Here is a 23,500-nt window from a genome sequence, read left to right as displayed (position 1 = left end):
TCGCGGTGCATGGCCGGTCGATGGCGTACCAAGTCAGTCGAGCAGTCGATCGCCGACACCGACGAGCCGACAACCCAGCTGCGCAAAAGTCTGTCCTGGTGGGATCTCGTGGTGTTCGGCGTGTCGGTGGTGATCGGGGCGGGCATCTTCACCGTCACCGCGTCGACCGCCGGCGACATCACCGGCCCGGCGATCTGGCTGTCGTTTCTGATCGCGGCGGCCACCTGCGGGCTGGCCGCGTTGTGCTATGCCGAATTCGCCTCGATGCTGCCGGTGGCCGGCAGCGCGTATACCTTCTCCTACGCCACCTTCGGTGAATTTTTGGCGTGGATTATCGGCTGGAACTTGGTCCTGGAGTTGGCGATCGGCGCGGCCGTGGTGGCCAAGGGCTGGTCAAGCTATTTCGGGACCGTGTTCGGCTTTGCCGGGCAGACAACCAACGTGGGCGCCTACAGTCTCGACTGGGGAGCGCTGCTGATCGTCGGATTGGTGGCGACGCTGCTCGCACTGGGCACCAAGTTGTCGGCGCACTTTTCCGCCGTCGTCACCGCGATCAAGATCGCGGTGGTGTTGTTGGTGGTGATCGTCGGTGCGTTCTACATCAAGGCCGCGAACTACTCGCCGTTTATCCCCCCGCCCGAATCCGAGCATGGCGGCACCGGCGTCGACCAGTCGGTGTTGTCGCTGCTGACCGGCGCGCAAACCAGCCACTACGGGTGGTATGGCGTGTTGGCCGGCGCCTCGATTGTGTTCTTCGCGTTCATCGGGTTCGACATCGTGGCAACCATGGCCGAGGAGACCAAACACCCGCACCGCGACATTCCACGCGGGATCCTGGCCACGCTGGCCATCGTCACCGTGCTCTACGTCGCGGTCTCTGTGGTGCTGTCGGGGATGGTCCGATACACCCAACTGCAGGACGCCCCGACCGGCCGTCACGCGAACCTGGCCACGGCCTTCGCGGCCAACGGCGTGCACTGGGCGTCCCGGGTCATCTCGGTGGGGGCGTTGGCCGGACTGACCACCGTGGTGATGGTGCTCATGCTCGGCCAGTGCCGGGTGTTGTTCGCGATGTCCCGGGACGGATTGTTGCCGCGGCAGCTGGCAACCACCGGCGCACGCGGCACGCCGGTCCGTATCACCGTGCTGGTGGCGCTGCTGATTGCGGTTGCGGCCTCGGTGTTCCCGATGGCCAAGCTCGAGGAGATGGTCAACGTTGGAACGTTGTTCGCGTTCGTGCTGGTCTCGGCCGGAATCGTGGTGCTGCGCCGGACCCGCCCCGAGCTGCACCGGGGATTCCGCGTCCCGTGGGCGCCGCTACTGCCGATCATGTCGGTGTGCGCATGCCTGTGGCTGATGCTCAACCTCACCGGCCTGACCTGGATCCGGTTCGGGGTCTGGATGGTCGTCGGCGTCGCGATCTACGCCGGCTATGGCCGACGGCACTCGGTGCTGGCTAATCGGCCGCCGAGGGGCGAGGCCAGCCCCGAGCCCGAGCCGGCGCCGGTGCTGCCCTAGTGGTTTACAAATTAGCTATTTGTGTCTAGACAACAGACACAGATCCATGTATTGTCAACCGCACGTGGTGTGGCTCAGTGGGAGGTTGGACGACATGGCCGGTGACGGTGCCAAGCTCGTCGCCGCCGACGCGGTGATGTGGCACGACAAGAAGCGCTACCTGTGGCTGCTCGGACTCGTTGCCCCGACCATGTTGCTGGTGATCCTGCCGATCGTCTGGGCGATGAATCAGGCGGGGTGGCACGGTGCCGCCCAGGCGCTGTTTTGGGTCGGCCCGATCCTGCTCTACATCGTGCTGCCTGCCCTGGACCTGCGCGTCGGGCCCGACGGGCAGAACCCACCTGACGAGGTCATGGAGCGGTTGGAGAACGACCGCTACTACCGCTACTGCATTTACCTGTACATCCCGTTCCAATACGCCAGCGTCGTCCTGGGTGCCTACCTATTCACGGCATCCAACGTGACTTGGCTCGGCTTCGAGGGGTCGCTGGGCTGGCCGGCGAAAATCGGGCTGGCTTTGTCGGTGGGCACGCTGGCTGGTGTCGGGATCAACACCGCGCACGAGCTGGGTCACAAGAAGGAGTCGCTGGAGCGGTGGCTGTCCAAAATCACGCTGGCCCAGTCCTGCTACGGCCACTTCTACATCGAGCACAACCGCGGCCACCACGTCCGAGTGGCCACGCCGGAAGACCCGGCGTCCTCCCGGTTCGGCGAGACGTTCTGGGAGTTCTTGCCGCGCAGCGTTTTCGGGAGCCTCCGCTCGGCGTGGCGGCTGGAGACGCAGCGGCTGCGCCGGCTGAACAAAAGCCCATGGCATCCGTCCAACGATGTACTTAACGCCTGGGCGATGTCGGTCGTGCTGTGGGGGGTGCTGATCGCAGTGTTCGGTTCCGCCCTAATCCCGTTCGTGATCATCCAGGCGGTGTACGGCTTTTCCCTCCTGGAAGCGGTGAACTACCTCGAGCACTACGGACTGTTGCGGCAGAAGACGGCCAACGGCCGCTACGAGCGCTGCACCCCGAAGCACAGCTGGAACTCCGATCACCTCGTGACAAACCTGTTCCTCTATCACCTGCAGCGGCACAGCGACCATCACGCCAACCCGACGCGGCGCTACCAGACGCTGCGCAGCTTCGCCGACGCCCCGAGCCTGCCCAGTGGTTACGCATCGATGATCGCGCTGACCTATGTCCCGCCGCTGTGGCGCAAGGTCATGGACCAGCGGGTGCTGGCCCACTACGGCGGCGACCTCAGCCGCGTCAACGTGCACCCGCGCCGCCGCCAGAGGCTGCTGGCCCGATACGGGGCGCCGGCATGATGGCCGCCTACCGCTGCCCGGTGTGCGACTACGTCTATGACGAAGCCAAAGGGGCTGTGCGCGAAGGCTTTCCGGCCGGCACACCGTGGAATGAGGTTCCCGACGACTGGTGCTGCCCAGACTGCGGAGTGCGGGAAAAGATCGACTTCGAACCGATGGGAGCCAATCATGGGTGACTACAAGTTGTTTCGCTGCCTGCAGTGTGGCTTCGAATACGACGAGGCGCTGGGCTGGCCGGAGGACGGTATCGTGCCCGGCACCCGCTGGGACGACATTGCCGAGGACTGGAGCTGCCCAGACTGCGGCGCGGCCAAATCCGACTTCGAGATGGTGGAAATCGCGCGTTTCTGACCCGCCGGCGACGATGCAGACCGACGTGACGAGCAGGAGCGGCGCTTACGGCCGGGTTGGCGACGATGCAGACCGACGTGACGAGCAGGAGCGGCGCCGTAATAGGGGCTAGTGTCGCGGATGTGAAACGGGTCCCCTACGCCGAGGCGTCGCGGGCGCTGTTGCGTGATTCGGTGCTTGACGCGATGCGGGAGCTGTTGCTGGCCCGCGACTGGTCGGATATCACCGTTGCCGACGTGGCGCGCGCCGCCGGCATCAGCCGGCAGACCATCTACAACGAGTTCGGGTCGCGGCAGGGTCTGGCTCAGGGTTATGCACTGCGGTTCGCGGATCGATTGGTCGACCTAGTGGAATCGGCGATCCATGACAACGTCGGTGACATCTATGCCGCGCTGCTGCAAGGGTTTCGGGCGTTTTTCGCCCAGTCCGCATCCGATCCGCTGGTGATCTCCTTGCTGACCGGGGTGGCCAAACCGGATTTGTTGCAGCTCATCACCACCGACAGCGGGCCCATCATCACCCACTGCTCGCAGCGCCTGACATCGTCGTTCATGCATAGTTGGGTGCAAGCCGGCGAGCAGGATGCTGGCATTCTGGCGCGCGCCATCGTGCGGCTGGCAATGAGTTATGTGTCGATGCCGCCGGAAGCCGACCACGACGTCGCCGCAGATTTGGCCCGGCTGTTTACCCCCGCCGCTGAGCGCTACGGGATGATCGAAGCGCCATGACCCGGCGTCACGGGCTCGCCGGATCGCGACTAATGTATAAGCAAGCTAAGTAGTTGACTCGACGAGGATTGGGTGCACACCATGACGACCACGGAAAACGCGCTGAGCACCGACGTTCGCAACGGCATCGAGTACAAGGTCGCCGACCTGTCGTTGGCCGACTTCGGCCGCAAGGAGATCGAGCTCGCCGAGCATGAGATGCCCGGATTGATGTCGCTGCGGCGCGAGTACGCGGACGTCAAGCCGCTCAAGGGTGCCCGCATCTCGGGATCGCTGCACATGACGGTGCAAACCGCGGTCCTGATCGAGACGTTGACCGCGCTCGGCGCCGACGTCCGGTGGGCGTCGTGCAACATCTTCTCCACCCAGGACCACGCCGCGGCCGCAGTCGTCGTCGGCCCGCACGGCACCCCCCGAGGAGCCCAAGGGCGTGTCGGTGTTCGCGTGGAAGGGCGAGACGCTGGAGGAGTACTGGTGGGCCTGTGAGCAGGCGCTGACCTGGCCCGGCGAGCCCGCGAACATGATCCTCGACGACGGCGGGGACGCCACCATGCTGGTGCTGCGCGGCATGCAGTACGAGAAGGCCGGGGTCGTGCCGCCCGCCGAGGAGGACGACTCGACCGAGCACAAGGTGTTCTTGAACCTGCTGCGGCGTCGTTTCGAGACCGACAAGACCAAGTGGACGAAGATCGCCGAGTCGGTGAAAGGTGTCACCGAGGAGACCACCACCGGCGTGCTGCGGCTCTACCAATACGCCGCGGCGGGCGATCTGGCGTTTCCGGCGATCAACGTCAACGACTCGGTAACCAAGTCCAAGTTCGACAACAAATACGGCTGCCGGCACTCGCTGATCGACGGCATCAACCGCGGCACCGACGTGCTGATCGGCGGCAAGAACGTGCTGATCTGCGGCTACGGCGACGTCGGCAAGGGCTGCGCGGAGTCGATGAAGGGCCAGGGGGGCGCGGGTCACCGTCACCGAGATCGACCCGATCAACGCGCTGCAGGCGCTGATGGAGGGTTTCGACGTCAAGACCGTCGAGGACGTCATCGGCGAGGCCGACATCGTCGTCACGGCGACCGGTAACAAGGACATCATCACGCTCGAGCACATGCGGGCGATGAAGGACAAGGCGATCCTGGGCAATATCGGCCACTTCGACAACGAAATCCAGATGGCCGCGCTGGAGCGTTCCGGGGCCAGGAAGACCAACATCAAGCCGCAGGTCGACCTGTGGACGTTCCCGGACACCGGCCGCTCGATCATCGTGCTCTCCGAAGGTCGACTGCTCAACCTCGGCAACGCCACCGGTCACCCGTCGTTTGTGATGAGCAACAGCTTCTCCAACCAGGTGATCGCCCAGATCGAGTTGTGGACCAAGCACGACGAATACGACAACGAGGTCTATCGGCTGCCCAAGCACCTCGACGAGAAGGTGGCCCGCATCCATGTCGAGGCGCTCGGCGGGCGTCTGACCAAGCTGACCAAGGAGCAGGCCGAGTACATCGGCGTCGACGTCGACGGTCCGTACAAGCCCGACCACTACCGCTACTGACCGGCGAGCCGACGCCAAAGCTCCCGAACGGGTCTTTTCCTTACCCGGTCAGGTCGTCGACTTCCAGGCCGGCCAGCAGGGCGTCGCGGGCGCGGGCGACGCGGGAGCGGATGGTGCCGACCGGGCAGCCGCACACCACTGCGGCGTCCGCGTAGGACAATCCCAGCAGCTGGGTGAGCAGCAGCGCCTCCCGTTGGTCGGCGGAGAGGTCGGCGATCATCGTCGTCACCTCCACCACGTCTTCGAATCCCCGGGCAGGGCGGTCGCGGTGAAGCAGGTGTTCGGGGTCGGTGTGATGTCCGCGGCGGGGTCGCGAGCGCGCATGGCGGACGTGATCGGCGACCACGCGACGCGCGATCGACAGGAGCCAGGTGCGGGCGCTGGAGCGTCCGGAGAACCGACGGATCGCGCTGATCGCCCGCAGAAAGGTTTCCTGGGTGAGATCGTCGGCGCTGTTGGCGTCGGAGAGGTAGGCGACAAACCGCCACACGTCGTGCTGGGTGGCTTTGATGAGCGCTTCGAGCGCCCGGCGGTTTCCACGGCCGGCCGCCAAAGCGAGTGCGGTGACGGCCTCGTCGTCGCTACGCGCGGTCATGACCATTCACCTTAAACCGAACCGCGTGGTTCTACGACGGATTGTCGTAGAACCGGGCTAAGCGGCGGAGCGGTTGATCGGCCAAAGATGTCCGCGGCGTCGACCGCGCGGGACGGTGACGGCAGGCATGGGGCCGACGGTTCGACCGTCGTCGGCGGTGTGTCGCGGTTGTTCCCCGGCACGTTCGCCCGCCACCAGCCAGGCGAACAACACGCCGAGCAGCAGCGGCAGATGGCTGGCGATACGCGCCGCGGTGACTTCGCCGTGGTAGGCATCGATGGCGACATACGTCAGCAGCGCCGCGGTAAACGCGGTGGCAATCGCGGCAACGCCGGCCGCCGCGGCGGTCCAGACGCCGGCGGCAATCATCGCCAGTCCCAACGCCAGCAACCAGGCCGTGGACTCGTGCAACAGGTGCATCCCGGTCGCGGCACCATGCTCGCGGGCGGACACCAGACCGAAGTCGACGCCGGCGATTTGCGCCAACGCGACCGCAACCTGAAATAGACCCGCGGCGATCAGCGCCCAGCGCCGATAGCCCGAACTGAGCCGGCGCAGCCAGCGGCGATGTGACGGTGTCGCAGCGATGCCCGCAGTCGCCATGATCTTTTCGACCAGGTCCGGGCCGTGGCCCGCCTCGACCGCGGCCAGCCGGCGTGTCTGCATGGCGACCCCGATCAGCCAGGCGCGGCAACCCGGACACGATCCCAGGTGGGCATCGACACGCTGTGCCGACACCTCGTGAGGCTCACCGTCCAGGCGCGCCGACAGCGCTTCACGCGCCACTTCACACCGCATCACTGCATCCTCGCGCACAGGTGTGCGTGCGCACAAAGGCAGACCTGACCGGAACTCAACCGCGCCGCAAAGCGACCACTGTCGGTATGCGACGCCAGATTCGTGGGAGGGTTGTTGTGTCGGTGCGAGAGCTGGTCGGGCGATGACGGCGCCGGTGTGGATGGCGTTGCCGCCCGAAGTGCACTCGGCGTTGCTGAGCAGCGGACCAGGGCCCGAGGCCTTGCTGGCAGCCTCGGGCGCGTGGTCATCGTTGAGCGCCGAATATGCTTCGGCGGCAGAGGAACTCGGTGCCTTGCTGGGTGCGGTTCAAACGGGGGCCTGGCAGGGGCCCAGCGCGGAGCGGTATGTGGCCGCCCACGGCCCTTACCTGGCCTGGCTGGTTGATAGCGCCGCGAAGAGCACGGTCGCTGCGACGATGCACCAGACGGCGGCCGCCGCCTACACTTCCGCGCTGGCCGTCATGCCCACGCTGGCTGAACTTGCTGCCAATCACGCCATGCACGCGGTGCTGGTGGCCACGAACTTCTTCGGCATCAACACGATTCCGATCGCGCTGAACGAAGCCGACTACGCGCGGATGTGGGTGCAAGCCGCCGAGACGATGAGCACCTACCACGTGGTCGCCGGAGCGGCGCTTGCATCGGTGCCGGTCACCGCGCCCGCGCCGCACATCGTCGTCCCGGGCGGGGAGACCACCGCCGGCACCGCACAGGCGACCGCCGTGGCCCCGGCCGCACAATCCGGTGCCCATCTTGATAACGCGGATGCCTCGGCCACCGCGCAGCAGGCCAGCGAGGCCTCGTCGTGGCAGGACCAGCTGGCGGCGTGGCTATCCGACTACACCCAGAACTTCGCGTGGCCGCTGGGCAAGCTGATTTACCCCAACGGCTGGCCCATTCCCGCAGTCCCGTTCGCCAACGCGGTGAGCTCGCTGCTCATGCAGATCCCGGGGATGTCGCCGACCCTTGCCACCGCGCTCGCCTGGGCAATCTTTCACACGCTGATGTTGGTGTGGCCCGCCGTACAGGTGGCGCCGTTGGCTGTCCCGGCAATGCTGGCCGCTGTTGTATCGGCCGGCGTGGCGGGGACGGCGGGCCTGGCAGGATTGGCGGGGCTGTCGGTGGCGCCCTGCGCCGACACGTCGGCACCCGCTGTCTCACCCGCGCCCACACCCACGAGCACGTCGCCGACTGCTGCGCAGGCGGGGGCCGTCCCGGCCGGCACCACCGGCGCTTCGACCGTGCCGAGCCCGGCCGCGCCGGGCCCGGTCATGCCGGCCGACGCCGGCGCGGCCGGCGGTGGCCCCGACGCCGGCGCCGGCCCGTCCACATCGGCCACGGCCGCGGGACTCTACGCGGTGGGCACAACCAATGCGTCGGTGCAAAGCAGCACGACCAGTCGTCGGGCTCGCAGCAAGGATCAGCAGTCGGCGTTGGACAGCGAGGCCGCGGCGGAGCCGGCCCCGTCGGCCCGCGAACAGGCGCGGGCCCGTCGGCGCCGCGCCAGGGAGAAAGACCGCGGCCATCGATACGAGTACATGGATCCGCTGCCGTCGACGATGGTGTCGGATCAGGGCGCGGGACCGCTCGGCTTTGCCGGCACCATGCCCCGGGGCGCCACGCCAACCGCGGCCGGATTGGTGACGTTGCCCGGTGAGCGGTTCGGCGATGCGCCTCGTTTTCCGATGGTGCCGGGCAGCTGGGACGCCGGGCCGGAATCGAGCTGAGCCGGCGCGTTAGGCTCGCGCCGTGTTGATCGCCATCGAAGGGGTCGACGGCGCGGGCAAGCGGACACTTTCGCGGGGCCTCCAAGCGGCCTTCGAGGCCCGCGGAAAGTCGGTGGCCAGCCTGGCTTTCCCACGCTATGGGCAGTCGGTGACCGCCGATGTGGCCGGTGAAGCGCTGCGGGGTCAGCACGGGGACCTCGCGTCGAGTGCGTATGCGATGGCGCTGTTGTTCGCGTTGGACCGCGCCGGTGCGGCAGCCGAGATCGAAAAGCTCCGCGGTGACTACGACGTGGTGATCCTGGACCGCTACGTGGCCTCCAACGCCGCCTACAGCGCGGCCCGCCTGCGCCAGGACGCCACCGGTGAGGTGGTGGCCTGGGTCTATGACGTCGAGTACCGCCGGCTGCACCTGCCCATGCCGGATTACCAAGTGTTGCTTGATGTCTCGACTGAACTTGCCGGGCAGCGAGCGCGCAGCAGGGCCGTGCAAGAGGCGGGCCGGGACCGTGATGCCTACGAACGCGACGACTTGCTTCAGCAACGCACCGGTGTGGTGTATGCCGGGCTGGCCGCGGCAGGCTGGGGCGGCCGTTGGCAGGTGGTTGGCGCCGACGTCGATCCCGGCAAGCTGGCCGCCTTGCTGCTAGCCGAGTGAGCTGCGAGAAGAAACGCGGGTCTGATAGCCCAGTTTTGTCGCGAACTGGTGACACCATGGACACCATGAGGCAAAGGATTCTCGTCGTCGATGACGACGCTTCGCTGGCCGAGATGCTCACCATCGTGTTGCGCGGCGAGGGTTTCGATACCGCGGTCATCGGTGACGGCAGCCAGGCACTCACCGCGGTGCGTGAGTGGCGCCCCGACCTGGTGTTGCTGGACCTGATGCTGCCCGGCATGAACGGCATCGACGTCTGCCGGGTGTTGCGCGCCGACTCCGGGGTGCCGATCGTGATGCTGACCGCCAAGACCGACACCGTGGATGTGGTGCTGGGCCTGGAGTCGGGCGCCGACGACTACATCATGAAGCCGTTCAAGCCCAAGGAGCTGGTGGCGCGGGTTCGGGCCCGGCTGCGGCGCTACGACGACGAGCCGGCCGAGATGCTCTCGATCGCCGACGTCGACATCGACGTGCCGGCACACAAAGTCACCCGCAACGGTGAGCAAATCTCGCTGACCCCGCTGGAGTTCGATCTGCTGGTCGCGCTGGCACGCAAACCGCGCCAGGTGTTTACTCGTGATGTGCTGCTCGAACAGGTGTGGGGATACCGTCACCCGGCGGACACCCGCTTGGTGAACGTGCACGTCCAGCGTCTGCGGGCCAAGGTGGAGAAAGACCCGGAAAACCCGCAAGTTGTCCTGACCGTTCGAGGAGTGGGTTACAAGGCCGGACCTCCGTGACGGCCAACCCTGCACAGCGTCGCGGCGAGGAGGAGCGGCGCTTGTGATGTGGGCCTCTCGGCGACGCATACACCGGCGTTCGGCACCTCTGATGCGCGGGATGGGTGCGTTGAGTCGAGCCCTGGGCGTGGCCTGGCGGCGCTCGCTGCAGTTGCGGGTGGTGGTGCTGACTCTCGGACTGTCATTCGCCGTGATCGTCGCGCTGGGCTTCGTACTGACCAGCCAGGTCACCAACCGCGTGCTCGACGTGAAAGTTCACGCCGCCATCGAACAAATCGAGCGGGCACGCAACACCGTCAGTGGGATCGTCAGCGGCGAAGAAGCACGATCGCTGGACAGCAGCCTTCAACTTGCCCGCAACACCTTGACGTCGAAAACCGAAACGTCGTCGGGTGCCGGGTTGGCCGGTGCGTTCGACGCGGCGCTGCTGGTCCCGGGCGACGGTCCGCGAGCCGCGACCACCGCAGGGCCGATCGATCAGGTGCCAAGCCCACTGCGCGATTTCGTCAAGGCGGGCCAGGTGGCCTACCAGTACGCCACCGTGCACACCGAGGGTTTCTCCGGGCCAGCGCTGATTATCGGCACCCCGACGCCGTCGCGGGTGACCAATCTTGAGCTCTACCTGATCTTTCCGCTGGCCAACGAGGCGAGCACGATATCGCTGGTGCGCGGCACGATGACCACCGGGGGCATCGTGCTGCTGGTGTTGCTCGCTGGGATCGCGTGGCTGGTCTCGCGTCAGGTTGTGGTTCCGGTGCGGTCGGCCTCGCGGATCGCAGAACGATTCGCCGAGGGCCATCTCTCCGAGCGGATGCCGGTGCGTGGTGAAGACGATATGGCACGGCTGGCCATGTCGTTCAACGACATGGCCGAAAGCCTGTCGCGGCAGATCACCCAGCTTGAGGAGTTCGGCAACCTGCAGCGCCGGTTCACCTCGGACGTCAGCCACGAACTGCGCACGCCGCTGACCACGGTGCGGATGGCCGCCGACCTGATCTACGACCACAGCGCCAACCTCGACCCGGCGCTGCGGCGCTCCACCGAATTGATGGTCAGCGAGCTGGACCGGTTCGAAACACTGCTCAACGACCTGCTCGAGATCTCGCGGCACGACGCGGGGGTGGCCGAGTTGTCGGTCGAGTCGGTCGATTTACGTGCGACCGTCAACAGTGCGCTGGCCAGCGTGGGCCATTTGGCCGAAGATGCCGGCGTCAAGTTGATCGTGGATCTGCCGCCCAACGAGGTGATCGCCGAGGTTGATACCCGGCGGGTGGAACGCATTCTGCGCAACCTGATCGCCAACGCCATCGACCATGCCGAGCACAAGCCGGTGCGAATCCGGATGGCCGCCGACGAGGACACCGTCGCGGTCACGGTGCGCGACTATGGGGTGGGACTGCGACCGGGCGAGGAGAAGTTGGTGTTCAGCCGCTTTTGGCGATCGGACCCGTCACGGGTGCGACGGTCCGGCGGCACCGGGCTGGGTCTGGCGATCAGCGTCGAGGATGCGCGGCTGCACCAGGGCCGCCTGGAGGCCTGGGGCGAACCTGGCAAGGGCGCCTGTTTCCGGCTGACCCTTCCGCTGGTGCGCGGTCATAAGGTGACCACTAGTCCGTTGCCGATCAAACCGATTGCGGCCGAACGCAAAGAGCGTTCAACCCGCCAGCGAGAGCACGCCGAGAGGAGCGTGTGATGCGGCCGTTGGCTGCGCTGCTGATTTCGGCTCTGATACTTGCCGGATGTGCGTCCGTGCCGAGTTCGTCGGCGCCGCAAGCCATCGGCACCGTCGCGCGACCGGCGCCGTCGAACCTGCCCAAACCGACCCCCGGGATGGATCCCGACGTGCTGCTGCGGGAATTCCTCAAGGCCACAGCCGATCCGGCTAACCGCCATCTGGCAGCACGGCAGTTTCTCACCCAGTCTGCGTCTAATGCCTGGGACGACGCTGGTAGCGCGCTGCTGATAGATCACGTGGTGTTCGTGGAAACCCGTACCGCCGAACGGGTTTCGGTGACTATGCGAGCTGACATCCTGGGCTCGCTATCGGACATGGGGGTGTTTGAGACCGCCGAGGGCGTGTTGCCGGACCCCGGCCCGATCGAGCTGGTCAAAACGTCCGGAGGCTGGCGAATCGACCGGCTGCCCAACGGTGTGTTCTTGGACTGGCAGCAGTTCCAGGCGACCTACAAGCGCAATGTGCTGTATTTCGCTGACCCGACCGGCAAGACGGTGGTGCCCGATCCGCGCTACGTCGCCGTCTCTGATCCCGATCAGCTGGCCACCGAGCTGGTCTCGAAACTGATCGCCGGACCGCGTCCGGAGATGTCCAGGGCGGTGCGCAATCTGCTAGCCCCACCGTTGCGGCTGCGTGGACCGGTGACCCGGGCCGACGGCGGCAAAACCGGCGTGGGTCGCGGCTATGGCGGGGCGCGCATTGACCTGGATAGCCTGTCGGCCACCGACCCGCACAGCCGTCAACTGCTTGCGGCACAGATCATTTGGACCCTCGCGCGGGCCGATATCAGAGGGCCGTATGTGATCAACGCCGAGGGTGCCGCGTTGGAGGATAGGTTCGCCGACGGGTGGACCACCTCCGATGTCGCTTCCACCGACCCTGGTGTCGCCGACGGCGCGAGTGCGGGAGTGCATGCCTTGGTGGGTGGCTCGCTGGCGTTGCTGGATGGCCAGCGAGCGGCCCCGGTGCCCGGCGCGTTCGGCCAGCTGCCCGACCAGACTGCGGCCACGCTGTCCCGCAGCGGCCGCCGGGTGGCGTCGGTGGTGACGCAGCGGCCCGGTGCACCGGACATGGCGGCGGCACTGTGGATCGGCGACCTCGGCGGTGAAGCGGTGCAGTCCGCCGATGGGCACAGCATGTCGCGGCCAAGCTGGTCGCTCGACGACGCCGTGTGGGTGGTGGTAGACGGCAACAACGTGCTGCGGGCCATTCAGGAACCGGCATCGGGTCAGCCCGCGCGCATTCCGGTGGATTCAGCCGCGGTGTCCAGCCGCTTTCCGGGTCCGATCAGCGAGCTGCAGCTGTCTCGGGATGGCACCCGGGCGGCGATGGTTATTGCGGGTCAGGTGATCCTGGCCAGTGTGGAGCAGCCGCAGGCCGGTCAGTTCGCGTTGACGTATCCGCGGCGGTTGGGCTTCGGGTTGGGGTCGTCGGTGGTGTCGGTGTCCTGGCGAACCGGCGATGACATCGCGGTGAGCCGCACCGACGCACAACACCCGGTCTCCTATGTCAACCTCGACGGGGTGAACTCCGATGCGCCCAGCAAGGGGTTGCAGACCCCGGTGGGGCTGATCGCGGCTAACCCGTCGGCGGTGTATGTGGCCGATCCGCGTGGGGTGGTTCAGCTTTCGGGGTCGGCCGCTGAGAACGAACAGGTGTGGTCGGAGGTTTCGGGGTTCATGGTGCCGGGGGCGGTTCCGGTGTTGCCGGGCTGAGTTGTGGCGGCTGGGGTGGATCGTTAGTTTTGCGGCGTGGATCCTGGTGAGGGGCTGCGGGTAGATCCCGAGGCGATGGCCGGTTGTGCCCAGGCGTTGGGTGGTGCTGCCGAGGCTTTGCGGGCCAGGTTGGCCGAACTCGACGGCCAGGTTGGGCAGATGTTGGGCGGTTGGCGGGGAACGTCTGGGCGTGCTTATGCCTCGGCGTGGGACTTGTGGCGTCGGGGAGCCGGTGAGGTGATGCTGGGGTTGTCGATTTTGGCTGACGCGGTCGGTAAAGCCGGTTTGTCGTTTCAGCAAAATGAGTCGGCCTCCGCGGAGGTGTTGCGGGGTGTGCGCGGTGGGTGAGGCATTTCGTGTGGATCCTGAGGCGTTGGCCGAAGCGGTGGAGCGCATGGCTGAGTTCGAGCGTTATGCCGAAAGCATGCTTGCTGAAATTGATTCGCTGGTCAGCAATCTGCATGCGGGCTGGTCGGGTGAGGCGGCGGCGGCGCATGTCGAGGCGCACCGGCATTGGACCCCGGGGTGAGGCGATGATGCGGGAAGCGTTGCGCCAGTTGCAGGGTGCTGCCAGCACTGCGCACGCCAATTACACCGGCGCAATGTCGAAGAATCTGTCCATGTGGTCGTGAGCTGATGGCGCCGCTGGCGGTCGATCCCGCTGCGTTAGACGGCGCCGGGTCGGCGGTGATTACGGTCGGTGAGGGGCTGGGGTCGGTGATCTCGACACTGACCGGCGCGCTGTCGGGATGTTCGGGCATGGCCGGTAGTGATCCGGCTGGCGCGGCATTGGGCCGCAGTTACGACAGTGCAGTGTCGAAGCTGCTGGAGGCGATGGCTTCCACGCGAAATGGGTTGTGCCGCATCGGAGATGGTGTGCGGATGTCGGCGCACAACTATTCGGTGGCTGAGGCCATGTCGGACGTTTCCGGCCGATGGGATTCACTTCCGACGCCGCCGTCGACCGGGCCTGTCACGGCGGGCTCGTCGCCGTCGGCGGTCGGAGCTGGTACTGGCGCGCCTGCAGGCTGGGGCTGGGTAGCCCCCTATATCGGGATGATCTGGCCGAATGGGGATTCGGCTAAGTTGCGCGTTGCCGCGGCGGCCTGGAATGCCGCTGGCATGGAATTCTGTGTTGGCGAGAAGTTCGGACTGGCGGGGCCGTTGGGAACCGTTCGAGCTCAACAGATTCCCGAGGCTGAGGCCATTGCCAATGCACTCACCGACTCCGATCGCAGCTGCGCAGCGATCAAACAGCAGTGCTCGGCAATCGCCGACCAGCTCAACGCGTACGCGGCCAGGATCGACCAGGTTCACGCGGCAATTCTGGATCTGCTCTCCCGCATCTGTGATCCCATGACCGGGATCAAAGAGGTGTGGGACATCCTCACCGACAAAGACGAAGACGAGATCAAAAAGATCGCCAACGATATCCGCACGATCGTCAACCAATTCACCTCTGAAGTCGACGCACTGCGCCAGCAGATCACGGCTGCGGCTTCCGAAGCGACGACCGTGATCAGCACAATGGGCCGCTACGCCGCCAAGGAGTGGGATCAGTTTTTGCACGGCACCGACGTGGGACGGGCTCTCAACCAGGTTGGGCAGTTCGGCAAGGGTTTTGGCGAGGAGGCCGGTGGGCTTCTCAAGGACACCTGGACCTACGGAACTGTGCGCGCGCTCGTCGACCCGAAAGGCTGGCACCAGTCGTGGGAGCAGATGGTCGACGGTATGGCGCCTCTGGTCGGTCTAGGTGGTGAAGGTGCCCCTGGGGTCGGACAAGCGTGGAAAGACCTGGGCAAGGCCGTCATCCACTGGGATGAGTGGAGCAAAAACCCTGCCGAGGCCGCCGGCAAAACCACATTCGACATTGCAACACTGGCTGCTTCAGGCGGGCCGCTGTCCAAGGCCGGCAAGGGTCTCGTGGATGCAGCGAAAGGGTTCAGGAAGCCGCCGGTTTCCGAAGCACCTCGACTGCCGTATGTTGAGCCGCCCAAGCCGCCCGCTATTCACAAGCTGGCACCTCCAACTGAGCCGGGCCGGCCGGCACCTGCTGATCGGCCGCCGACGCCGCCCGACAAGCCTGCCGCACCAGCGCCGGGCAAGCCGGGCTCCCCACCAACGGGTGCTTCGTTGCCGCACAGCCCGACCGAATCCAGGGCGCCAGTAACGGAAAAGCCCGCCGGTGAGGCGCCGAGATCGCCGGTCTCGCCGGACCAGCACCCAGCAAACACCCCGGGTATGCCGGGTGAGAGAGTGCCGTCAACGCACCCGCAACCGCTAGAACCCGCCGCCGCTCGGCCGCCGGGGCCACAAGTTGGCAACCCGGCCGAACCGGCGATGGCCGCCGCGCCTGCGGCGCAATCCGCGCCGGCGGGGTCTGCGCCTCACCTGCCGATGCCAGAATCTTCCCCGCCAAACGCTCACCCGCCGACGCCACCACACGACGGCGGTTTCCCGAGCGGTCACGGTAACCACCAGGGTCCTGCTGACGGTAGTAGCCCGCACAGGCCCGGCGAGGGCGCTGACTCGGATGGCTCGCACCCGCCCGGTGATGGCTCACCGACCGAACCCGGCCATCCGCATGGTCACGATGGTCCGCATGGAGCGCAGCCTCCCGGCGAAGGGGCGGGCCCGCATGCCCCTGGTGACGGCACACCGCCGGAACACGGAACTCCGCGTGACGGCAACGGCAGCAGTGTTGAGCCTCATGCAGCCGACGCCGGGCATGCAGCGCCTGCGCCTGAGCCGAAGGTCCCAGGTGTCGACTACCCGTATCCGCCTAGCGATGCTTTGGCTGCCCTCGACCATCACCCCGGAGGAGAGGTTGGACGCCTGGCTGAAGGCGGAGTGCCTCGTAAGCTACTGGATGGCTACGACCCGTTGGCTGGTAGAAGTCCCGAGGAGTTCGTGAAGGAGTTTACGGTGCCCGGCACGGATGGCGAGCCGCGCTGGGACTGGGAACACCAGGCTCCCCATAACGGATTCGCGGGAGTCCCCGAAGAGACTAATCACATACCGCATGGTCTTCGCCTCGACCGTGTCGGGCCAAACGGGGGAGCATTTATGTCACCTGAGGGAACGCCGTTAGCAGAGCGTGCCACACCACCAGGTCTGGCCGCGCAATACCACGTATTCGAAGGGACCGGCCGATCAATCCCTGCAGGTAGGGATTGGACCGTTTTGCACGGCCCAGCTAAGGACGCATTCGGGCAGCCCGGCGGCGGCGAACAATGGGTCGTGATCGACAATTCGACCAAACGTGAAGTTTCGGTCCAAGAGCTTATAAGAGCTCGAATGCTAAGAGAGGTAAATTGGTCTAAATGATAACTAGTTGTTGATGAAAGGAGTTGCAGGGTGGGTTTGGACCGAAACGATCCAGATGTCGTCGAGCTGGTCGACCATTACAATAAGTGGCGTCGGATCTATGGCTACGCGGGAAAATCGGCGCCCGATGAAGTGGACTGGGAGGACGAGCGGCTTTATTTCCGCTACGGCTACCCGTACCCGGATTGGTGGGCCTACATCGTCGAAGCCACTGCGGACGGAAACTTTCGTTGCCTCCGGGCATCCACTGAACGACGGGCAACCCCCATAGAGTCCACAGAGGGGACCTTCGCACGGCTCCAGGATGCGGGAAAGTACACGGTCTACGAAGTCGCAGAGACGCTTCGAATCGACTGCCGGATGGAGCCAATAAGTTGGAAATGGGATGATGCTGGACTCGATCCAGAAGTGGATGCACATGTTCAAAGCGACCAGGTCGTCAAGTATGTGCTACGGAGCAATCCCCAAGCATTCTTCATCATGACTCGTGGTGATATGCCTTACAGTCACATCCTTCCGCTCTCATATGACGAATTAGACGCTATCCTTCTTGACGGTTTTCCCGAAGACGTCACTTCAAAACTGGCAGCGGAGGCGAGTTAGCGACGGCTAGCCCAAGTCGCGATGGTACACGGGTACACGGGAGTCGGAAACTCCTGAATATTAGGGACAAGGAAAGTGGTCGAAGACTTTCCAGAAAGTGCAGTCTGTTGTGGGGAATCACTTTCCTCTAGCTTGACTTCCGGTTGGTTGAAACCGAAGCCAATCACATATTAGCAGATTCTCCCCCCGTATCGGGCCGAATGGTGGCGCGTTCATATCACCGGAACGACCCCTTGGCGAACGCGCACGCGACCCGGGCTTGCAGTTTAGTGGGTCTTCGCAATGAAGCTTGGTAGCGGTCGGGTGACACGGTTGTCTGCCTGACCTGGGGATGGGCCTGGGGCCTCATGATTCGTGGTGTTAGTGAACACGAATGGAAAGGCCCCAGGTGAATAACAACAGTAGTGCGATGGTGATGCTTGGACTGGAAGGCATGGCCGTGCTGGCGGTGTCCGAGCACGATGGTGAATTGGAGTGCGCGATTGAGACAACCGCGGCGATCGGCTGGTGTCCGGTATGCGGGGCGATCGCGCGGTTGCATGATCGCCGCCCGACGTGGGTGCGTGATTTGCCGGCCGGGGATCGACCGGTGACGCTGGTGTGGGTTAAACGCATCTGGCGGTGCGTGCATCCCCAATGTGAGCAGCAGACCTGGACCGAAACGCATCCGGCGATCGCGCCGCGCGCGTCATGGACCGAGCGGGCCCGCGCCCACGCCTGTCGGCGGGTGGGTCGTGACGGGCATGCGGTGGCCGCGGTGGCCCGCGAGTTCGGCGTCGGCTGGGCCACCGTGATGGCTGCGGTGCGCGACCATGGCGAGCCGTTGTTGCAGCGGGCATGCCCTGGCGCGGCGGCTACCGCGATCGGGGTGGATGAAACCGCGTTCACCCGAGCCAATGCGGTCCGTGGCACTGCGTTCGCCACGGGCATTGTTGACCTACATCGTGTCCGGCTGATTGATGTGGTACCTGGTCGGAGCCGGAAGGTGTTGGCGGACTGGCTTTCTGAACAGCCGGATGTGTGGGCCAGCGCAGTTACAGTGGCGGCATTGGATCCGTTCCGCGGCTATGGCGCCGCCCTGTCGGCCGGGCTGCCCAATGCGGTGCGGGTCCTTGATCCGTTCCACGTGGTGCGCCTGGGCTTTGCGGCCGTCGATGATGTGCGTCGCCGGGTGCAACAAGAAACGTGCGGGCATCGGGGCCGCCGCGGCGACCCGCTGTATGGGATTCGGCGAGTACTGCGCCGCGGCGCCGACAATCTCACCAAGCACGCCTGGGCGCGGCTGCTGTCTGGCATCGAAGCCGGCGACGATGATGGCCAGGTCGCCAAAGCGTGGGTGGCCGCCCAGGAGCTGCACGCGATCTACGGCTGCCGTGACGGCGACCATGCGGCCAACCGCCTCTATGACTGGACGGTCTTGTGCATCGACTCCGGCGTTGCTGAACTCGCCCGCCTGGCGCGCACCATCACCACTTGGCGCGAGGAGTTCCTGGCCTACTTCAGCGCCGGTCGGATCAGCAACGGACCCACCGAAGCAGTCAACCTGCTCATCAAGAAGGTCAAGCGCGTTGGCCACGGATTTCGAAACTTCAGCAACTATCGGCTGCGCCTACGACTGCACTGCGGAATCAGATGGAACCATCAAATCCCGACACCACTGCGAGGTCGTCTACCACGCTTGGCTGCGTAGAGCCGCATTAGTTCCGGCACCCACTTGTCACCCCTGGTCGTCACACTGCACGCATGTTCGATCTCGTCCTCCCGCTGGAGTGCGGCGGCTGCGGTGCGCCGGCGACGCGCTGGTGTGAAACCTGCGCCAAGGAGCTCGATGTGGCGCCCGACGCGCCGCACGTGGTGAGCCCGCATCGACCCGCAGGTACCGGTGTTCGCGCCGGGCCGCTACGCCGGTGCCCGGCGACAGGCGATCATGGCGATTAAGGAGCATGGCCGCACCGACCTCCGCGTGGGGTGGTTCAGCTTTCGGGGTCGGCCGCTGAGAACGAACAGGTGTGGTCGGAGGTTTCGGGGTTCATGGTGCCGGGGGCGGTTCCGGTGTTGCCGGGCTGAGTTGTGGCGGCTGGGGTGGATCGTTAGTTTTGCGGCGTGGATCCTGGTGAGGGGCTGCGGGTAGATCCCGAGGCGATGGCCGGTTGTGCCCAGGCGTTGGGTGGTGCTGCCGAGGCTTTGCGGGCCAGGTTGGCCGAACTCGACGGCCAGGTTGGGCAGATGTTGGGCGGTTGGCGGGGAACGTCTGGGCGTGCTTATGCCTCGGCGTGGGACTTGTGGCGTCGGGGAGCCGGTGAGGTGATGCTGGGGTTGTCGATTTTGGCTGACGCGGTCGGTAAAGCCGGTTTGTCGTTTCGGCAAAATGAGTCGGCCTCCGCGGAGGTGTTGCGGGGTGTGCGCGGTGGGTGAGGCATTTCGTGTGGATCCTGAGGCGTTGGCCGAAGCGGTGGAGCGCATGGCTGAGTTCGAGCGTTATGCCGAAAGCATGCTTGCTGAAATTGATTCGCTGGTCACTAATCTGCATGCGGGCTGGTCGGGTGAGGCGGCGGCGGCGCATGTCGAGGCGCACCGGCATTGGACCCGGGGTGAGGCGATGATGCGGGAAGCGTTGCGCCAGTTACAGGGTGCTGCCAGCACTGCGCACGCCAATTACACCGGCGCAATGTCGAAGAATCTGTCCATGTGGTCGTGAGCTGATGGCGCCGCTGGCGGTCGATCCCGCTGCGTTAGACGGCGCCGGGTCGGCGGTGATTACGGTCGGTGAGGGGCTGGCTGCTGCAGTGGGCGCATTGACAACCGGATATGGGGCGAATACAGGCCAGGACGCTGCTGGCGAGGTATTCGGGCTGGAGTATCAAAGCGCCGCAGAGTCGACGCTACAGGCGGCGGCAGCGGCGATTAACGCTTGCCGCACCGTCGGATTCAAGGTGCGCCTTGGGGCGTCGAATTATTCCAAGGCCGAGGCGGCCTCGACGCTGGGTGGCGGTGCCGATGTGTTGCCGCCACCGGCACAACCGAGCGAGTTTGCCGCCCCTGGAGCACCGGGGACGTTGGGTCCGGGGGTGCCTGAGCCGCTGTTGTGGGCGGTGGTGGAGTCGTTTGTCGGCGATTTGTGGCCGAATGGAAATGCGGCGCAGATCCACGCCGCGGCGGGCTGTTGGCGGACATTCGGTGCGGCACTGCACGGCGCGAAAGACGCGCTGGCTGAGCCGAATTCGGTGGTCGGCGCACAGCAGATGCCTGAGAGCGGGTTGATTCAGCAGGCGGTTTCCAAGCTCGGCGATGACGTGGCCGCTATCGGCGCGGAATGCGACAAACTGGCCAAGAGTCTTGACGATTTCGCCAACCAGGTGCAGCAAACCCAAGATGCGATCCGTGATTTGTTGCACCGGTTGGGCTCGGTCTCGGGGCTTTTCCACGAGGTGGTGGAAGTCTTCAAGGGGCATGGCCTCGACGAGGTCAAAAAAATCGCGAACGACATCAAGGCAGTGCTGCGCAATTTGATGCGTGAGTCCCAGGCCCGCGAGCAGGAGCTAAGCCAGGGAATGCAGACGCTCGACGGTTTGGTGCAAGGTCTGCAGATCTACATGCGCGGCGAGATCATCCATTTTGTCGGTGAGGACGTAGGCAATCCGCTGGCAACGGCCTTTGACGTCGATACCAACGTGGGCGAGGGCCTTGTCAAAGACGTTTTTGGAGTCCCCCAAGGTATTCAGGCGCTCAACCCGCTGCGGTTTGGCTACGACCCCAAGGGCGCGGCGGCAACCTGGAAGGGCTTAGCCGAAATGGTGGCATTAGGGGATCCAATGACGGCTCCCGTAGTGGATGCGCTCGATCCGCAGGCGCGCCCGAACCTCGCCAAGGGGCTGCTGCACACCGAAGATTGGCGCGCGGATCGGCCGGGTTTGGGCGCCGGGGAAAACCTCGGCGATCTTTTGATGCTGGGCATTCCCGGGGCCGGCGAAGCTGGCGCGGCGGCTCGGGGCACCGAGGCGGCCGGCGCCGCTGCCAGGACCGCTGAAGAAGCCGACGCCGCCGCCGCGGCTGCTGGCCGCGGCGGGCACGCGCTCGGCGAGGCTGGGGAGCTCGGTCGTGCCACCGGCGCTTTGGGTGATATCAGCAAGACCTCCGGTGCTTTAACGAAAGATCTTCAAAACGTCGGTGGCAATCTGCCCAAGACCGACCCGCCAGCTGGTGGGCGCCCGTTGCCGCCGCCGGGGCCTGGTGAACCGCCGGTTGGGCCGACACCTCGCCCTGGCGAACCTGCGCCCGTCCCTAGGGCAGAGCCGCCCACCGCGACGCGCCCGCAGGAGCCGGCGCCCGCAACGCCGGGCGGGGCCGAGCCGCCCAGCGGCCCCCACGAACCTGCGACCGTGGGCGAACCGCCGGCACCGGGCGGTACGCATGAACCGGTGCCGGCTCCTGCGGGCCAGCATTCGGCGCCCGCAGCCGCTGTGCCTGCTGAACAGCTGCCCGCACCCGCACACGTAGAGTCCCCGCCGCAGACGCCGATCACGTCCGAGACCTCCCCGGGCCAACCGACCCTAGCGGGCGCGCAGACACCACAATCCGCGCCGATGTCAGCCACCCACGAGCCGATTCCAGACTCGCATCCTGTTGGGGGGCGGCCATCAGAGCCGCCACCCGAACCAGTTGGAAGCGGCGGTCCTGGTGGCGGCGATAGCCACGGTGATGGCGGTGATCGCCGCGGCGGCGGAGAAGGTGCGGGCGGCAGTGGCGAAGATAGCCACAGTGGAGGCAGTGCCCCTAGTCGCGCAGATGATCCGCTGCATTCCCACGAGCCCTCGGGCGACGGGTGGGAGCGGTTGCCTGACAGAGATGATATTGACCCGCACTACGGTAAGCCCCGAGACGAGCACTGGGACTTCGACCACAGCCCGGCAGACCCGCGCCGGATAAAACCTGACGTCGCCGAAATCATGAAAGACCCAGACGCTCCGTTCGGCCGCGACCCAGACGGGCACCCGTATACCCAACAGCAATACGCCCAGCGGTTCAATCAGCTGGGGCCGAAAGGCGAGCACTGGTACAACTTCCCCGGCAACGACGGCGCGGTACCGCACACGAAGGTCGCGTTCAGCAACATCGACCAATACAAGAAATGCTTCGGCGACCAGGTGGACCGCATCGGAGAGGACGATGGCGCATACCTGGCGGTGATGAAAGACGGGGTGCCAGCGTCCTGGGAGGAACGCGCTATGCACGTCGATTCACTCGGCGACCCGCGCAACGCCTACCGCCTCGACCACCTTCCCGACGGTTGGCGCATCGAAGTGTCCGAGGTTGCGCCGGGATTGGGCCAGCCTGGGGGTGCTACACAAGTGCGAATACTCAACGCCGACGATGAGCCGGTGAGCGTGAGAGACCTGAGAAAGAAATGGGGGGTATTGCGATGACGAAGCGGATCGAGGTTTCTACGCGGCTGGCGGACTGGGCACGCAGCGGCGGTTGGCGGCTGTCCGAGGCTGAAGACGGGCGCCCGATGTTCTGGAAAGAAGGCGGCCAGCTTCGCTATTTAATCGGCGCCAACGACGACGGCTGGCTCGTCATTACCCACTCAGACCGCAGCGGACCCGAGCATCTCGTCTTAGCGGCGCCCTCGATGGAGACCATCGAGAGGTACTTGTTCGGGGACATCGGCTCATCCGTCAGGGAGCATCGCGGACTGCCGGACGTCCGCGAGCCTCTGTCACGGGACGAGATAGCGCCCGGGTTCACCCTCGGTACACGCGCGTTTGAGGGGGTCGAGGACCGGATGGCCTTGATCGATTCTGGCGGCGCGCTGGTAGCGGTCTCCAGCCGAGACCCCTGGACAGGAACAGACCGACTGGTGAGGCTGTCGGTGTATATCACCGCGAACACGGACGACATAGTCGCGTCGTTTCTTGACCCGGAAGGAAAGCCGTTGTTTAGCCTGCGGTAGCCCGACCTACCGCGACTCGCCCGCGAGGAAGTTGGGCAGTCTGGCCCCATGGGCCGGGCCCTCAAACGCAGCGCCCAGGTGTTACGCCGGCACCTGGTGCGAGTACGTCGCCGTCTAGAGGCGTCACCGGATAGAGGCGCACGGCCAGCCCAACCTGGAGATCCGCGCTTGGTGTTCAAAAT

At 65.6% G+C, this 23,500-nt stretch carries 20 protein-coding genes and 3 pseudogenes; 21 read left to right on the top strand and 2 right to left on the bottom strand.

Going from position 1 to position 23,500, the window contains the following annotated elements:
- Nucleotides 1-9 precede the first annotated feature (9 nt).
- From MHEC_RS18445 to ahcY, 6 genes and pseudogenes are all read left to right on the top strand, one after another.
- A complete protein-coding gene (locus MHEC_RS18445) occupies nt 10-1,518 on the top strand; it encodes an APC family permease (RefSeq protein WP_048892909.1) in 1,509 nt (502 codons plus the stop codon).
- Between the two features lie 94 nt (nt 1,519-1,612).
- On the top strand, nt 1,613-2,836 hold the full coding sequence (locus MHEC_RS18440; protein WP_048892936.1) for an alkane 1-monooxygenase: 1,224 nt from the start codon (nt 1,613-1,615) through the stop codon (nt 2,834-2,836).
- Entirely contained in the window at nt 2,836-3,012 is a 177-nt protein-coding gene (locus tag MHEC_RS18435; RefSeq protein WP_048892935.1) for a rubredoxin, read from the top strand. The genes MHEC_RS18440 and MHEC_RS18435 overlap by 1 nt, the downstream gene beginning before the upstream one ends.
- Nucleotides 3,005-3,187, top strand: a complete 183-nt coding sequence (locus MHEC_RS18430; protein WP_048892908.1) for a rubredoxin — start codon at nt 3,005-3,007, stop codon at nt 3,185-3,187. The genes MHEC_RS18435 and MHEC_RS18430 overlap by 8 nt, the downstream gene beginning before the upstream one ends.
- A gap of 65 nt (nt 3,188-3,252) precedes the next feature.
- Nucleotides 3,253-3,915: a TetR family transcriptional regulator AlkX gene (alkX, locus tag MHEC_RS18425; protein WP_048892907.1), complete on the top strand. Its 663-nt coding sequence runs from the start codon at nt 3,253-3,255 to the stop codon at nt 3,913-3,915.
- Between the two features lie 81 nt (nt 3,916-3,996).
- A pseudogene (gene ahcY / locus MHEC_RS18420) lies at nt 3,997-5,471 on the top strand (adenosylhomocysteinase).
- Nucleotides 5,472-5,511: 40 nt separating this feature from the next.
- On the opposite strand, the gene sigC reads toward ahcY, so the two are convergent.
- Nucleotides 5,512-6,066, bottom strand: coding sequence for an RNA polymerase sigma factor SigC (gene sigC / locus MHEC_RS18415; protein ID WP_048892934.1), 555 nt, complete (start codon nt 6,064-6,066; stop codon nt 5,512-5,514).
- 57 nt (nt 6,067-6,123) lie between these two features.
- A complete protein-coding gene (locus tag MHEC_RS18410; RefSeq protein ID WP_142358662.1) occupies nt 6,124-6,864 on the bottom strand; it encodes a DUF2275 domain-containing protein in 741 nt (246 codons plus the stop codon).
- A gap of 142 nt (nt 6,865-7,006) precedes the next feature.
- On the opposite strand from MHEC_RS18410, the gene MHEC_RS18405 reads away from it, so the two are divergent.
- The 15 genes and pseudogenes from MHEC_RS18405 to MHEC_RS18335 all read left to right on the top strand — a co-directional run bounded on the left by MHEC_RS18405 (nt 7,007) and on the right by MHEC_RS18335 (nt 23,318).
- Nucleotides 7,007-8,590 (top strand): PPE family protein, encoded by a 1,584-nt coding sequence (locus tag MHEC_RS18405; protein WP_048892904.1) that lies wholly within the window; start codon nt 7,007-7,009, stop codon nt 8,588-8,590.
- 22 nt (nt 8,591-8,612) lie between these two features.
- Nucleotides 8,613-9,245: a dTMP kinase gene (locus MHEC_RS18400; protein WP_048892903.1), complete on the top strand. Its 633-nt coding sequence runs from the start codon at nt 8,613-8,615 to the stop codon at nt 9,243-9,245.
- Between the two features lie 56 nt (nt 9,246-9,301).
- Complete coding sequence (mtrA, locus tag MHEC_RS18395; protein WP_039889815.1) at nt 9,302-9,988, top strand: two-component system response regulator MtrA; 687 nt, start codon at nt 9,302-9,304, stop codon at nt 9,986-9,988.
- A gap of 43 nt (nt 9,989-10,031) precedes the next feature.
- Entirely contained in the window at nt 10,032-11,681 is a 1,650-nt protein-coding gene (gene mtrB, locus MHEC_RS18390) for an MtrAB system histidine kinase MtrB (RefSeq protein ID WP_048892902.1), read from the top strand.
- Complete coding sequence (gene lpqB, locus MHEC_RS18385; protein WP_099869161.1) at nt 11,681-13,438, top strand: MtrAB system accessory lipoprotein LpqB; 1,758 nt, start codon at nt 11,681-11,683, stop codon at nt 13,436-13,438. Before mtrB ends, lpqB begins: the two co-directional genes overlap by 1 nt.
- 36 nt (nt 13,439-13,474) lie before the next feature.
- Nucleotides 13,475-13,786 (top strand): WXG100 family type VII secretion target, encoded by a 312-nt coding sequence (locus MHEC_RS18380; RefSeq protein WP_071700337.1) that lies wholly within the window; start codon nt 13,475-13,477, stop codon nt 13,784-13,786.
- Nucleotides 13,779-14,070: pseudogene (locus MHEC_RS18375) on the top strand (WXG100 family type VII secretion target). The gene MHEC_RS18380 and the pseudogene MHEC_RS18375 overlap by 8 nt, the downstream one beginning before the upstream one ends.
- A gap of 4 nt (nt 14,071-14,074) precedes the next feature.
- Nucleotides 14,075-16,765 carry a glycohydrolase toxin TNT-related protein gene (locus tag MHEC_RS18370; RefSeq protein WP_099869159.1) on the top strand — a complete coding sequence of 897 codons (2,691 nt, stop codon included), beginning with the start codon at nt 14,075-14,077 and terminating at the stop codon, nt 16,763-16,765.
- A 30-nt stretch (nt 16,766-16,795) separates the two neighbouring features.
- Nucleotides 16,796-17,368 (top strand): hypothetical protein, encoded by a 573-nt coding sequence (locus MHEC_RS18365; RefSeq protein WP_048893835.1) that lies wholly within the window; start codon nt 16,796-16,798, stop codon nt 17,366-17,368.
- Between the two features lie 409 nt (nt 17,369-17,777).
- On the top strand, nt 17,778-19,058 hold the full coding sequence (locus MHEC_RS18360; RefSeq protein ID WP_201399612.1) for an ISL3 family transposase: 1,281 nt from the start codon (nt 17,778-17,780) through the stop codon (nt 19,056-19,058).
- 53 nt (nt 19,059-19,111) lie between these two features.
- Nucleotides 19,112-19,328: pseudogene (locus tag MHEC_RS18355) on the top strand (ComF family protein); the annotation flags it as partial.
- A 143-nt stretch (nt 19,329-19,471) separates the two neighbouring features.
- Nucleotides 19,472-19,783: a WXG100 family type VII secretion target gene (locus MHEC_RS18350; protein WP_099869155.1), complete on the top strand. Its 312-nt coding sequence runs from the start codon at nt 19,472-19,474 to the stop codon at nt 19,781-19,783.
- Nucleotides 19,776-20,066: a WXG100 family type VII secretion target gene (locus MHEC_RS18345; protein WP_071700336.1), complete on the top strand. Its 291-nt coding sequence runs from the start codon at nt 19,776-19,778 to the stop codon at nt 20,064-20,066. Before MHEC_RS18350 ends, MHEC_RS18345 begins: the two co-directional genes overlap by 8 nt.
- A 4-nt stretch (nt 20,067-20,070) precedes the next feature.
- On the top strand, nt 20,071-22,791 hold the full coding sequence (locus MHEC_RS18340) for a TNT domain-containing protein (protein ID WP_099869153.1): 2,721 nt from the start codon (nt 20,071-20,073) through the stop codon (nt 22,789-22,791).
- Complete coding sequence (locus MHEC_RS18335) at nt 22,788-23,318, top strand: Imm61 family immunity protein (RefSeq protein WP_071700534.1); 531 nt, start codon at nt 22,788-22,790, stop codon at nt 23,316-23,318. The genes MHEC_RS18340 and MHEC_RS18335 overlap by 4 nt, the downstream gene beginning before the upstream one ends.
- The last annotated feature ends 182 nt before the right edge of the window (nt 23,319-23,500 follow it).

The organism is Mycobacterium heckeshornense, assembly GCF_016592155.1.
Classification (GTDB): domain Bacteria; phylum Actinomycetota; class Actinomycetes; order Mycobacteriales; family Mycobacteriaceae; genus Mycobacterium; species Mycobacterium heckeshornense.
Note: the sequence above shows the minus strand (reverse complement) of the source record. Positions and strands in the feature narration are given on the sequence as shown.